This window comes from Ectopseudomonas chengduensis (assembly GCF_900102635.1).
Lineage (GTDB): Bacteria > Pseudomonadota > Gammaproteobacteria > Pseudomonadales > Pseudomonadaceae > Aquipseudomonas > Aquipseudomonas chengduensis.
Genome location: NZ_FMZQ01000006.1, coordinates 180894 through 194134 on the forward strand (window position 1 = coordinate 180894; position 13241 = coordinate 194134).

At 62.9% G+C, this 13241-nt stretch carries 12 protein-coding genes; 6 read left to right on the plus strand and 6 right to left on the minus strand.

Features of this window, described 5'->3' with window-relative positions; translation table 11 throughout:
* Positions 1-8 precede the first annotated feature (8 nt).
* From lapG to BLS08_RS11835, 3 genes are all read right to left on the minus strand, one after another.
* The gene (gene lapG / locus BLS08_RS11825; RefSeq protein ID WP_017677403.1) at positions 9-689 is read right to left on the minus strand and encodes a cysteine protease LapG; all 681 of its coding nucleotides are present in this window, start codon (positions 687-689) and stop codon (positions 9-11) included.
* Between the two features lie 185 nt (positions 690-874).
* Positions 875-1273 (minus strand): YbaN family protein, encoded by a 399-nt coding sequence (locus BLS08_RS11830; RefSeq protein WP_017677402.1) that lies wholly within the window; start codon positions 1271-1273, stop codon positions 875-877.
* Between the two features lie 46 nt (positions 1274-1319).
* Positions 1320-1904 carry a UPF0149 family protein gene (locus tag BLS08_RS11835; RefSeq protein WP_003461609.1) on the minus strand — a complete coding sequence of 195 codons (585 nt, stop codon included), beginning with the start codon at positions 1902-1904 and terminating at the stop codon, positions 1320-1322.
* A gap of 171 nt (positions 1905-2075) precedes the next feature.
* Here BLS08_RS11835 and recQ point away from each other — a divergent pair, with 171 nt between their 5' ends.
* The 4 genes from recQ to BLS08_RS11855 all read left to right on the plus strand — a co-directional run bounded on the left by recQ (position 2076) and on the right by BLS08_RS11855 (position 8634).
* The gene (gene recQ, locus BLS08_RS11840; RefSeq protein WP_045733031.1) at positions 2076-4208 is read left to right on the plus strand and encodes a DNA helicase RecQ; all 2133 of its coding nucleotides are present in this window, start codon (positions 2076-2078) and stop codon (positions 4206-4208) included.
* Between the two features lie 327 nt (positions 4209-4535).
* The gene (locus BLS08_RS11845; protein ID WP_017677400.1) at positions 4536-5696 is read left to right on the plus strand and encodes a GGDEF domain-containing protein; all 1161 of its coding nucleotides are present in this window, start codon (positions 4536-4538) and stop codon (positions 5694-5696) included.
* Between the two features lie 132 nt (positions 5697-5828).
* Positions 5829-6260, plus strand: coding sequence for a MarR family transcriptional regulator (locus tag BLS08_RS11850; RefSeq protein ID WP_090336714.1), 432 nt, complete (start codon positions 5829-5831; stop codon positions 6258-6260).
* A gap of 355 nt (positions 6261-6615) precedes the next feature.
* Positions 6616-8634 (plus strand): motility hub landmark protein FimV, encoded by a 2019-nt coding sequence (locus tag BLS08_RS11855; protein WP_449390479.1) that lies wholly within the window; start codon positions 6616-6618, stop codon positions 8632-8634.
* Positions 8635-8687: 53 nt separating this feature from the next.
* On the opposite strand, the gene BLS08_RS11860 is transcribed toward BLS08_RS11855, so the two are convergent.
* Complete coding sequence (locus tag BLS08_RS11860; RefSeq protein WP_021490000.1) at positions 8688-10874, minus strand: patatin-like phospholipase family protein; 2187 nt, start codon at positions 10872-10874, stop codon at positions 8688-8690.
* A 71-nt stretch (positions 10875-10945) separates the two neighbouring features.
* On the opposite strand from BLS08_RS11860, the gene BLS08_RS11865 reads away from it, so the two are divergent.
* Positions 10946-11230, plus strand: coding sequence for an Rdx family protein (locus BLS08_RS11865; RefSeq protein ID WP_090336716.1), 285 nt, complete (start codon positions 10946-10948; stop codon positions 11228-11230).
* Between the two features lie 114 nt (positions 11231-11344).
* Positions 11345-11839, plus strand: coding sequence for a hypothetical protein (locus BLS08_RS11870; protein ID WP_055987148.1), 495 nt, complete (start codon positions 11345-11347; stop codon positions 11837-11839).
* Between the two features lie 117 nt (positions 11840-11956).
* Here BLS08_RS11870 and BLS08_RS11875 read toward each other — a convergent pair whose 3' ends face one another.
* A complete protein-coding gene (locus BLS08_RS11875; RefSeq protein WP_055987146.1) occupies positions 11957-12808 on the minus strand; it encodes a DMT family transporter in 852 nt (283 codons plus the stop codon).
* Complete coding sequence (locus BLS08_RS11880; protein WP_055987144.1) at positions 12805-13140, minus strand: tRNA-binding protein; 336 nt, start codon at positions 13138-13140, stop codon at positions 12805-12807. Before BLS08_RS11880 ends, BLS08_RS11875 begins: the two co-directional genes overlap by 4 nt.
* Positions 13141-13241 lie beyond the last annotated feature (101 nt).

Consider the following 13241-nt stretch of genomic DNA (forward strand, 5'->3'; position numbering starts at 1 on the left):
TTTTCCTCCTAGCCTTCGCCAATGGCGAAGCCCTCCGCGCGCATTTTTTTCAGGATGTCCTGCCAGCGAGAGAGCTTCTTGGTGTCGCTCTTGCGTGTGTTGGAACCTGCGAGATAGAGGCCTTCGGCATTGAAGGCGTACACCGGGAGCAGGTCCTTGCGTTGCGAGGCAGGGCGGATGTCGTTGATCAGGTTGTCGAGCACCAGTGGCTCGGCGCTAGGGCTGGCGTAATAGGTCAGCACCATGTGCGCCTGGTTGTAGTTCAGCGCCTTGACGTAGGTGATGCGCAGCTTTTCGCTGGGGATGCCGAGGCGGCGCAGGGTGAAGTACTTGGCGATGGAGTAGTCCTCGCAATCGCCGGCGCCCTTGATCAGCATTTCCACGGGGGTGGCCCAGTAGTCGTTCTCGCGCCAGAGCTGAATGTCGTCGACGAAGCGGATGGAGCGGTTAAAGAAGCGATTGACCTCGTTGAGCTTGTCCGCCTCGTTCAGGCTGGTGCTGCTCTTGATCAACTCCTCCCAGTCGAGAATGCGTTTGCGTGCAGGGCCGAGGTTGCCGTAGCGGTTTTCCGCATTCTTCACGATCACGGCGAAGTCCCAATCGGCTACTGCCAGCGCGGCCAGCAGCCCGCCGCCAATCCACAGGATCAGCAGCCGCCACCGCCATCCCTGAACGCGCAGCCGTCGCATGGGGTCGTGGTCTCCAGGCTCGATTGGCAGAGTCTAGGTGAGGTGTCGGCTTTTTGCCGGCCGCTTCGTCAGGGCAAGAAAGCAGCGTCAAAAGCTTGTCGAGGAAGTGCCTGGCTCACGTAGCCCGGATGCAATCCGGGGAGTACCGCTGAGCCGTCGGATAGCATCCGTGCTGCGCAGAGCGCTCAGGGATTGGGCAGGGTCTTCTGCTTGAGGATATACAGGCTGACCAGCGCCGCACTGCTGAGCATGAACACGCGCGCCCAGGGCATGGGCACCAGATAGCAGGAGAAGCTGATGCTGGCCCACATCAGCACCAGGGCGTAGACCTTGCCCTTGAGTGGGATGCCCTGGCCTTCGAGGTAGTCGCGAATCCATGGCCCCAGGCGCGGGTGGGTGACCAGCCAGAGATAGAAACGCCGTGAGCTGCGCACGAAACAGGCCGCCGCCATGAGCAGGAATGGCGTGGTCGGCAGTACGGGCAGGAAGATGCCGATGACCCCGAGTGCCACGCTCAACCAGCCGATGGTCAGCAGCAGGTAACGGACACTGCGATGGCGGCTTGGCTGGATGTCACGCGGCATGGGCGGGTCTTGGCGGCAGCCGGGGCCGAGCCCCGGCTCGTGGGGGTCAGTGGCGAGGCTTGAGCAGTGCGGGTTTTTCTTCCGGAGCCTGGCACAGCAGGAAGAGGGCGGTCAGCAGCTCGGGAATCTGGTCGATCATGCTGTCCACCAGGTCGCGGTCGCGAGCGATCTCGGCGAACTCGGTCTGTTCGTCGAACAGACCGGAGCCGACCATGATCGGCAGCAGCAACTCGCTGACTTCGTCTTCGGCATCTTCGAACCACACCGCTTCACGCAGGAACACCCCTTCCATGAAGCCGATGCACCAGCCGCGCAGGTCGGAGTCATCCGGTTCGTCACCGAGATCCAGATCGCACGGCAACTCGGGCTCTTCCTCGCCGGCCAGCTGACGCGCGATATGCGCCTTGAGATGGATCAGCGTGCTTTCGATCTCTTCGCGTTCGGCGTCGCTGCGGTAGTGCGGCGGCTCGGCGAACAGCGCATCGATCCACTCACGCTCCGGTACCTGATCCGGGCAGATCGCCAGGGCGGTCAGGTAGCCATGGGCGGCCACGTAGTCCAACGCCTCTTCGTGCAACTCATCGGCATCGAGAAAGGCTTGCAGGCGGGACAGTTGCTCAGCGAAGGACATCGTGGGGTTACCTTGAGGCTTAGGGGATAAACGAGGATGGATTCTAGTTCACCGCTGCCTCTGCGACCAGCACGGGCGCTCTACTAACGGCGATTGAGCGGCTTCGGACGGGTAGGCGCCCTGTTGCCTGCGATCCTGCGGCATAATGCGCGGCTAGATTTGGAGGCCTTCATGCTCGACCACGCCATGCGCATTCTCAAAGACGTTTTCGGCTACGACGCCTTTCGCGGCAACCAGGCCGCGATCATCGAGCGCGTGGCCGGCGGCGGCGATGCCCTGGTGTTGATGCCTACCGGCGGCGGCAAGTCACTGTGCTTCCAGGTGCCGGCGCTGATGCGCGAGGGCCTGGCAGTGGTGGTTTCTCCGTTGATCGCCCTGATGGACGATCAGGTGGCCACCCTTGACGAATTGGGTGTGGCAGCCGTGGCGCTGAACTCCACCTTGAGCCCTGACGAGCAGCGCGAGATTGCCGACCGTATCCGTCGCGGGCAGATCAAGATGCTCTACCTGGCGCCCGAGCGCCTGGTGCAGCCGCGCATGCTGAGCTTCCTGCAGGGCCTGGATATCGCCCTGTTCGCCATCGACGAAGCGCACTGCGTGTCGCAGTGGGGCCATGATTTCCGGCCTGAGTACCTGCAGCTCGGTCAGCTGGCTGAGCTCTTTCCACATGTGCCACGCATCGCCCTGACCGCCACCGCGGATAAACGTACCCGTGAGGAAATCGTCCAGCGTCTGCACCTGGACAACGCCGAGCGCTTTCTGTCGAGCTTTGACCGGCCGAACATCTTCTATCGCATCCAGCCCAAGGATCAGCCGCGCAAGCAACTGCTGGGTTTTCTCGCTGCGCGCAAGGGTGATGCCGGTATCGTTTACTGCCTGTCGCGCAAGAAGGTCGAGGAGGTCGCCGAGTTTCTCAGCAGCCAGGGCTTCCCGGCCCTGCCTTATCACGCCGGCCTGCCCAACGAATTGCGTGCCTTCAATCAGAAGCGCTTTCTCAATGAGGAAGGCCTGATCATGGTGGCGACCATCGCCTTCGGCATGGGCATCGACAAGCCCAACGTGCGCTTCGTCTGTCACCTGGATCTGCCCAAGTCGCTGGAGGCCTACTACCAGGAAACCGGTCGCGCCGGCCGCGACGGTCTGCCGGCCGATGCCTGGATGGCTTACGGCCTGCAGGATGTGATCTTCCTCAAGCAGATGCTCAACAATTCCGACGGTGACGAGCGCCACAAGCGCATCGAGCAGCACAAGCTCGACGCCATGCTCGCCCTGTGCGAGGAGACACGCTGCCGCCGTCAGACGCTGCTGGCTTACTTCGATGAAGAATTGCCCAACCCTTGCGGGCACTGCGACAACTGCATCGATGGCGTCGAGACCTGGGATGCCACCGAGCCGGCGCGCCAGGCGTTGTCGGCTGTCTATCGCAGCGGCCAGCGCTATGGCGTCGGCCATCTGGTGGACATTCTGCTCGGCCGAGACAACGAGAAGATTCGCGCCGCCGGTCATCAGCACCTGGCAGTGTTCGGTGTAGGCAAGGGCTTTTCCGAGGTCGAGTGGCGAACCCTGTTCCGCCAGTTGGTCGCCCGCGGTCTGGCCGATGTCGATCTGGATGGCTTTGGCGGTCTGCGTCTGAGTGAGACCTGCAGGCCGCTGCTGCGCGGTGAGGTCAGCCTGCAACTGCGCCGTGAGCCCAAGCCGGCGCAGGCGGCCAAGGCCTCCAGCAGCGCCGCCAGTCAACTGGTGCGTGGCCATGAGCGGGAAATGTGGGAGGCGCTGCGCAGTCTGCGTCGCAAGCTGGCCGAGGAACACAGCGTACCGCCGTACGTGATCTTCCCCGATGCCACGCTGCTGGAAATGTTGCGCAGCCAGCCCAGCTCGCTGAGCGATATGGCCGAGGTCAGTGGCGTCGGCGCGCGCAAGCTGGAGCGCTATGGCCAGGCCTTCCTGGAAGTGCTCAATGGCAGCGGCGCGGATGACACGCCGGCTCCGGTGGCCGATCTGCGTCACGAGCTGGTCAGCCTGGCCCGCGCCGGCATGACGCCCGCGCAGATTGCCGGCCAGCTTAACTGCAGTGAGAAGAATGTTTACAGCCTGCTGGCCGAGGCCATTGCCCAGCAACAACTAACCCTGGAACAGGCGCTGGACCTTCCTGAGGAACTGCTGGGCGAGATTCAGGAAACCTTCCTCGACGGCGAGGGCGAGCTGCCGGCCGTGAGTGAGGTTGCGCCGCTGTTCGCCGGTCGCGTCGACGAGAGCGTGCTCTACTGCGTGCGTGCGGCGCTGCAGGCCGAGTTCGAGATCTAAGCGCCCTCGGTGAAACTCGGTCGCCTGATTCTGGCGGCATTTCGCTCACAGGGCTAACAGGCCGTTGAAAAACGTAGGCGACGACTGCATGGATGCAGGAGATAGAGCGAAGCAGGAAGCCCGAGCCGAGGCAGCCAGTGCAATACCGATGGCGGCCCCGGCAAAAGCAGGCGAAAAACGGTCGGAGTCGCGCTCGACTTTACGAGTTGTAAATGAGCATTTGACCGGGCTGGCGTTCCAGCCTGTTTTTAACGCAGCAATGGCAACGCAGGTAGTTTTTCACCGGTCTGCTAAGGTGTGGGCAGGCCGCCAGATAACGAGGTGAGGGTGCCTAACTATCACGCCTGGCCCGACGAAGTTCGTTCGAGCCCCTATGCCGACCAGTTGAGCCTGGGCTTTCGTCGGTTGCGTTTTTCCCGCGCTCTCGAGCGTGAATATCGTGCACACATGCTCGAGGACGGCTTCGAGCTCAAACGTATCGCGCTCTGCGTGGCCACGGTCATCTGGCTGGCCCTGACTGCGCTCGACATGTTGGTGGTGCCTGCGTCACACCTGGGCTGGGTGATCGCCGTGCGCCTGGTGGTGCTGGTCATCCTGCTGGTTTGCGCGACCCTGATCCTGCGGCGTCGCCACAGCCATCTTCTGTTACCGCTGAGCATGACCTGCATCCTCGTGCTCGGCGTGGGGGCAGCGATGATTGTCGGTATCGCCCATCGCGCCGACCCCGGCTACCCCTATGAAGGTCTGTTGCTGGTGAGCATGGCGGCGTACTTCCTGGTCGGCCTGCGCTTGAACGAGGCCCTTGCCTGTTCCCTGGTGATTTTGCTCGCCTATGTGATAGCGGAATTGGCCGCGGGGCTGCCTGCTCCGAGGCTGATCAACAACCTGTTGTTCCTGGTCTTCGGCAATCTTATCGGCGCTGTCGGTTGCTACCTCCTGGAATACAAATCACGCGAGCATTTTCTGATCAGCCACCTGATGCAGCTGCTTGCCTATCACGACAGCCTGACCGGGCTGCACAACCGTCGTAGCTTCAATCGACAGTTCGAGCGCCTGTGGCGCCAGGCGCAGCGTGACGGCATATCGATTGCGTTGCTGCTCTGCGACATCGACCATTTCAAGGCCTACAACGACTGCTACGGTCATCAGGCTGGCGACGCGGCTTTGCAGCGTGTCGGCTCACTTATCAAGCAGGCGGCGCGGCGACCACTGGATATGGGCGTACGGCTTGGCGGTGAGGAGTTCGCGCTGCTGTTGTTCGACATCAGTGCCGATGAAGCCAGGCAACGCGCCGAGGCCCTGCGCCATTCGCTGGAGGAGGCAGGCATTGCCCACCGCGGCTCCGATAGCGCCGATGTACTGACCATGTCCATCGGCGTCGCCTGCCTTAGCCCGGATAGTCAGCCTGAATTGAGCCAGCTCTACGAACAGGCTGACCGAGCGCTATACGAGGCCAAGGCTTTCGGGCGTAACAGGGTGGCGGCCTGACTTGCAGTCGGGGCGCAACGAGCCGGTCGCATTCTGCAACGCTCATGGCGCAATCTGCGCTTGCCCTGCGCATCGGGTTATGGCTAGCTGGCTAATAATTAGTTTTTGACCTTTGTATGAGTCCGCTTGCCCATGTCTTACCCCGATCAACATCGCTTTGCCATGCAGGTTGCCCAGCTATCCCGTGCCTGGCGTTCCGAACTCGATAGACGCCTGGTAGGGCTGGGCCTGTCCCAGGCCCGCTGGCTGGTGCTGCTGCACCTGGCGCGCTTCAGTGAAATGCCGACCCAGCGTGAATTGGCGCAAAGCATCGGCGTAGAAGGGCCGACGCTGGCGCGTCTACTCGACAGTCTCGAAAGTCAGGGGCTGGTTATTCGCGTGGCGGTACCCGAAGACCGCCGTGCCAAGAAGATTGCGCTGCAGCCGGACGCGCAGCCTTTGATCGAGAAGATCGAAGCGATTTCCACCCAACTGCGCCATGAAGTCTTCGCCGGCATCGACGAGGAGGATCTGCGTCGCTGTCAGCAGGTGCACGCTCGAGTGCTCGGCAACCTGATGAAGTGAACCGCCTGTACTGTCAAAAATCCGATCATTTTTTGATCGGTTTTTTTCTGTGCCTAATTTTTGACTGATTCAACTTGATGGCACCGTGCTTTCGTCGGCAAACTGGCCCCCAAGCCGCTACTTTGTGAATTAGTAGCCATAATGCAATTCGAGACGGCCTCGACAAGGACCTTGTCGCCCGTTCTCGAACTATCAAGGGCGCCAGCCTCCCGGCCAAGGGATGCTCAGACAGGAAGTCGAGGAGGTGGCGTTCGAGCCGGATAACCCTGGAGGTCACATGGCTCGGGTGCGTCAATTAATGTTGGGTCTGGCGTCGGGGTCCGCCCTCTATTCGGGAATGGCACCGGCGCTTGGTTTGGGTGAAATCACGCTCCATTCTGCGCTGAATCAGCCTTTCGAGGCCGAGATCGAGCTGCTGGAAGTGGGGGACCTGAGCGCGCAGGATCTGCGTGTTGGTCTGGCGCCAGCCGAGGTGTTCAGTCGTTCGGGCGTCGAGCGCTTCTACTTTCTCAACGATCTGCGTTTCACGCCGCTTCTGCAGGGTTCACGTAGCGTGATCCGCGTGGTGTCGAACCGTCCGGTGCGTGAGCCATATCTGAACTTCATCGTCGAAGTGGCGCGTCCCAACGGCCAATTGCTGCGTGAGTACACCGTGCTGCTGGATCCTCCCGGCTCTTCGGCTTACTCCGCCGTGGCTGCGCCAAGCGCTACGGCGCTTTCGCAACCCTCTACTCGCGCCGCAGCACCGCTCTCGCCGGTCAGCACGGTCACGCCGCCGAGTGCATCTGCTGGGCACCGTCATCAGGTCAGCCGTGGCGACAGTCTCTGGTCCATCGCCGCGCGTCTGCGTGAGCAGGGCAGTAAGCTGTCTCAGCAGGCGCTGATGGAGGGCATTCTTGCCCTTAACCCGAATGCCTTTGCTGGCGGCGATCCAAGTCGTCTACAGGCTGGCGCCGACCTGCTGCTGCCGGATGCCGCCCGTGCGGAGGCTGCCCAGCCGACTGCTGCTCCGGTCGCTGCCGAGGCCGCACCTGCGCTCGCTGAAAACACTGCCGAAGGGCCCGTGAGCGCGCCTATGGCTGCCTTGGAGCCAGCACCGCAGCAAAGCGAAAGCCTGGAGCTGCTGGCCGAGAGGCAGCGCCAGGTCGATCTGGAGCTGGCCAACCAGGCGGCGGAAAATCTGCAGCTGCAACAAGGCTTGGCGCAACTGCAATTGCAACTGCAGCAGTTGCAGGAGCAATTGGCGCAGAAGGATGCTCAGTTGGCTGAGCTAGCTGCGCGCACCCCGGCCGAGCCGGTTGCCAAGCCCATTACCGCCGCGCCGGTCAGTGTCGAGGAGCCCGTGGCAGCAGAACGTGGCTGGTGGTCGACACTGTTGGCCGGTGGTCTTGGGCTTCTGCTGTTGCTCGGTGCGCTTTTCTGGGCCGTGCGGCGGCGTGGCGAGAAAACCAGGCCGGTGGTGCAGGTACAACCAAAGGCGCAGCCACCGCAGCAACCGCCTCGTCCCCAACTCGCGGCGGTTGCCGCTCCGGTTGCCGCAGCTCCGGTGGTCAAGGCAGTACCGGCGCCGGCTCCGGTGCGTGCTCAAGGGCCGGTCGACCCGCTCGAGGCTGCCAATGTCTACATCGCCTACGGTCGCGTCAGCGAGGCGCGTGGTGAGCTGAGCAAGGCGCTGGCTCAGGACCCGCAGCGCAGCGATCTGCGCTTCCGTCTATTGGAAGTTCTGGCGCTGCTGGGTGACGGGGCGGGCTTCGCGCGTGAGGAGGCCGTGCTGCGCGCCGAAGCGTTCGACGCCGCACGCATCGATGCCCTGAAGGCGCGTCATCCTGATCTGCGGGTGACTCAGCAGGTACCGACTGAGGCTGTCGCTGAGCAGCAACCTGCGGCAGCACCTGCGACCGAGCCTGATTTTCAGCTCAACCTCGACGACCTGTCGCTGGATGCCGACTGGGATCTGGTCAGCCCGTTCCCGGCAACTGCCAAGGCCAAACCCAAGGCCGCTGCTGAGCCGGAGTTCGATGCCTCGTTCGCCAGCAATCTGCAGGAGCTGCCCGAGGTGTTCGAACTGCACCATGAAGACGAGCAGTTGAGCGCCTTCGGTGAGATGGAAATGGTGCTCAGTGATGAGGTGCCGGCGCTGGATGACAACTTCCTCGACGCTTTCGCCGGTGATGCCGATGCCACCGCTGCGCTGCAGGGCGACATCGACCACCTGGCAGGCAACCCGGAGCACATGGCCCAGCTCAATCAGGCTCTGGCCTATATCAAGCAGGGCGATATCGCCACCGCCTGCGACATCCTCAACGAGGTGATCGACCACGGCGATGACGAGCAGAGGGAGGCCGCGCGCCAGTTGCTGGCGGAAATCGCCTGACCGCCTCTGCTGCTGCACCTGACGAGGCCGCGCATATGCGCGGCCTCGTCGTTTCAGAAGCTCTTGCCCAGGTTCAGATACAGCGCCTTTTCCCGCTCGTCGTTGAAGCCGTAGCTGAAGTTCAGCGGGCCTAGCGGTGTATCCAGACCAAGGAAGATGCTGGCGGCGTTGATATAGCCGCTGTCGAAGGCGTTGTCGTTGTTCCAGGCGCGGCCGCGCTCCAGCGACAGGCCCAGGTACAGCGGGAAGTTCAGCGGCAACATCGAGGTTTGCGTCATACGCCGGTAGTAGATCATCCGCGCCAACGCCATGTTCTGGCCGCTCAGCGAGTCCTGACGAAAGCCGGACAGCTCCTGGGCGCCACCGAGAATGAAGCCCGAGGTGACCACTTCTGCCTCATCCAGGGTGCGTCCGTAGCGCCCGCCGAACAGCCAGGTGTTGGGTCCGTGGCTGTAGGCCTTGTCCAGCTTCAGCTGCCATTGCCGATATTCCTCGTCCGAGCCCAGCCCGCGATCATACTTGCGCAGCATCAGGCCGATGTCCTCGCCGGTACGCGGGAAGTCGAGGTTGTCGAGGGTGTCGAAGGAGTACAGCAGTTCGTAGTACCCCTCGCTGAAACTGAAGCTGGGCAGGTCGCGCTCGCCGACGCGTACATCCGCCTCGCCCCAGGCCTGAGCGATGCCGAAACGAATCTCGCCGTTGTTGGCAATCTGCCGGCCTAGATTGAGGCCATAGCCGTAACGCTCCAGGCGGTATTCGGCGATGGGGTCGTTGTCCAGGATCGCTTCGACGTTCTGTGCCTCGCCGAACAGGTAGGGTGCGACGAAGTAGCGCGAGCCGGCGTCCAGCGGTTGATAGAACTCGCTGTAGAGCTCCTGGCGGTCACCCAGCTGCAGGCGTGTCAGCCATTCGGCGCCGAGCTCGTTGATGCCGTTGATGCGGTAACTGGCGCCGATGTTGAAAGCGCTGTCGCCACGCATGTCATCGGACAGGTTCAACCCCAGGCGCAGGTAGTCGGTGCCGGTACGTTTGCCGCGGGCATCGATCACCAGAGCACTGCCGCGCTCGTCCAGCGGCTCTACCCGGTATTGCACGCGCTCGAAGTAGTCCAGGCCGTACAGCGTGCCCATGTCTTTCTGCAGGCGATCCATGTCCAGTGGCTCGCCGAGCGGTTGGCGAATATGCCGGCGAATCACTGCATCGCCGACTTTCGAGTCGTTTTCCACCTGAATCTCGCGAATCACCGGTGTGCGCTGTTCGCGCGAGCGCGCCATGGCCAACGCCGGGTTGCCGGCGCTGCTGGTGCGCAAGCGAGCCAGGCGCTCTGCCTGAATCTGCGTGGCGCGATAACCGGCGTCCATCATCTGTTCGCCACGATTGAAGTCGGCGACGCCGAAGCCGGCCAGAGGAGGCAGGATCAATACGTCGTCCGCCTCCAGGGTTTCGAGTTGGGCCTCGGAGTTCTTGCGCATCATCAGGTTGATCGATTGGTTCATCACGTCGACCACGGTGAGCAGGTCCTTGGCCGGTTTAAGTGGCATACCCAGGTCGACGACGATGACGTGATCGACGCCCATCTGCCGCGCGACGTCGATTGGCACGTTGTTGACCATGCCGCCGTCGACCAGCAGGCGGCCGTCCACTTCCACCGGGGCGAACACCGCAGGGATCGACATACTGGCGCGCATCACTTGCGGCAGGTGGCCGCTGCTCATGATCACCTGTTCACCCGTGACCACATCGGTGGCCACGGCGCGATAGGGGATCGGCAGATGATCGAAATCGCGGGTGGCGCTGCGATGCACCAGCAGGCTTTCCAGCAGCAGCGCCAGGTTCTGGCCCTGAATCACGCCCAGCGGCAGGCCCAGGCTGCCGTCGTCGCGGAAGCTGAGTTTCTGCTTGATCAGAAAATCACGGTCGTCCTGCTTGCGGCGAAAGGGGATGTCCTCGCGTGGCGGTGAGTCGGACAGTGCCTGTTGCCAGTCCAGTTCCAGCGCCAGGCGCTCAAGCTCCGCCACCGAATAGCCGGCGGCATAAAGCCCACCGACGATGGCACCCATGCTGGTGCCGGCGATGGCGTCGATGCGAATACCCTGTTCCTCCAGCGCCTTGAGCACACCAATGTGCGCCAGGCCACGGGCGGCGCCGCCTGACAGCACCAGGCCGACGCGTTCGGCGGCGACGACGGGCAGGCTGGACAGGGCGAACAGGCAGAGCAGCGAAAAGAGCAGGCGGCGCATGGTGGATTCCGGCAGGTGCAGAGACAAAGGCCGTTATTATAGGCATCAAGCCCCACAGTAGAGCCGCTGCCATGTCCGATCAGAAGCCCGAAATCGTCATCACCTATTGCACCCAGTGTCAGTGGCTGCTGCGCGCCGCGTGGCTGGCTCAGGAACTGCTGAGCACCTTTGCCGACGAGCTCGGCCGGGTCAGCCTGGAGCCGGGCACCGGCGGCGTGTTCCGCATCCTCTGCGATGGCCAGCAGATCTGGGAACGCAAGGCCGATGGTGGTTTCCCCGAGGCCAAGGTGCTCAAGCAGAGGGTGCGCGATCTGATCGACCCGACCCGCGACCTAGGCCACAACGACCGCCCTTGATCGGATACGTAGCAGAAGCTTTACCCCCCCTTTACACAGGGCTTACCCCGAGCCTGCGAGTGCGCGCGAATAATTTGCCTCGAGCCGATATGGCCATTCTGTGAGAGGTGAAGTATGTCGCTGCAACGCTCTGTGATCCTGGTACTGATGACCCTGGTGCTTTCTGCCCAGGCACTGGCAGGCCCGCCCGGTCCTGGCGGGCCTGCTCTAGGTGGCCCTGGTTGGGGTAAGTGGGGCCCCGGCCCCGGCGGTCATCGCCATGGTTTGCCGGAGGGCGCTCGTGAGCTATGGATCGGCAGTGCGCTGTACTTTGTCGCAGCAGGCACCTACTACCTGTGGAACGCCAATGCCCAGCGTTATGAGGTCGTCACACCGCCGCCAGTCATACAGGGCAATAGCGTCGCCAGCTATGAAGTGATCGCCTATCCAGCCAGCGGACAGAGTGTCGAGCAACAGGGGCGTGATCGTTATGAGTGCCACAGCTGGGCCGTGGGACAGAGCGGTTTCGACCCTGCCACCACAACCCGTCCAGTAGGTGCCGATTCCACCGAGCGTTATCGCCGGGCGTTGGGCGCCTGTCTGACGGGGCGTGGTTACAGCGTCAACTGATCAGCAGGGCGCCTGGCGATCGGTTGGGTATGTAGGAGCCGGCTTGCTGGCGATGATCACCGCATCGCCGGCAAGCCGGCTCCTACCTTTGCTTACTCTGCAAAGGCATTTCGGGCGTCAGCGCGCCATCCGCGCCGAAACGAAGATGGCGCTGACGATCAGCACGCCTCCGGCCAGCATGCGCAGCGTTGGCTGCTCGCTGAACAGCCACCAGGCGAACAGAATCCCGTAGACCGGTTCCAGGGCGAAGATCACTGCCGTGGTGCGCGCCTTGAGCACGCGCAGGCTGGCGACGAACAGGCTGTGTGCCAGGCCTGTGCAGAAGATGCCGAGCATGGCCAGCCACAGCCAGTCCACCGGGCGCACGCTGGGCAGCAGCGGCCAGGCCAGCAGCAGGAAGCAGATCAGCACCGTGATGTTCTGGTACAGCGCGGCCTTTACCGGGTCGAGGCCACGGGTGCTGGCGCGATTGAGCAGTGACAGCAGGGCGAAGAGAAAGCCCGACAACACTGCCCACAGCAATCCGACTGTGGCGTCACTGTTCAGGCTGAACTCGGGCGTGACCAGGATCAGCCCCACGCATACCACGCCGACCATGGCGAACTCGCCGGGGCGGGTGCGCTCGCGAAACAGCAGACCCTCCAGCAGTACCGTGAAGGCCGGGAAGCTGGCGAAGCCGAGGGTGGCGATGGCCACGCCGGAGACTTTCACCGCTTCGAAGAAGGTGACCCAGTGCGTGCCCAGTAGCAGACCGCCGAGTGCCAGCAGAGCCATCTGCCGTAGGCTCGGGCGAACCGCATTGCGGCTGCGCCAGAGCACCGCAGCCAGGCTCAAGGCGAGCACGGCGAAAAACGCGCGGCCGCCTGCAATCATGTTCGGCGTGGTCGCCGCCAGTTTGCCGAAAATGCCCGACAGGCCGAACAGCAGGGCACCAAGGTGAATCGCCAGCAGGGCGTTACGTTCCGTCATGCCAGGCGCGCACCGTTGGGCAATGGCTGGTCGAATCCGGCGAGGACGACACGGTTGTCGTTGTCATAGACACCGGTGACCAGCACTTCCGAGCGCACCCCGGCGATGCGCTTGGGGGCGAAATTGCACACGCACAGCACCTGGCGACCAATCAGCGCGTCACAATCGTAGTGCGCGGTGATCTGCGCGCTGGAGGTCTTGACGCCCAGTTCGCCGAGATCCACATCCAGCACGTAGGCCGGCTTCACTGCCTTTTCATTGGGACGAGCGCTGCGAATGGTGCCGACGCGCAGCTCCACTTTCTCGAAATCCTGCCATTCGATGGTTTGCATGGGGTACTCCTCGATGATGCGGCGCAGTCTAGGCGGCGCAGGCGATAGCTGTCTGTCGCGGGAGTGATGAGTTTTGTCGCCAGGCTCTCGTTAACATCTCG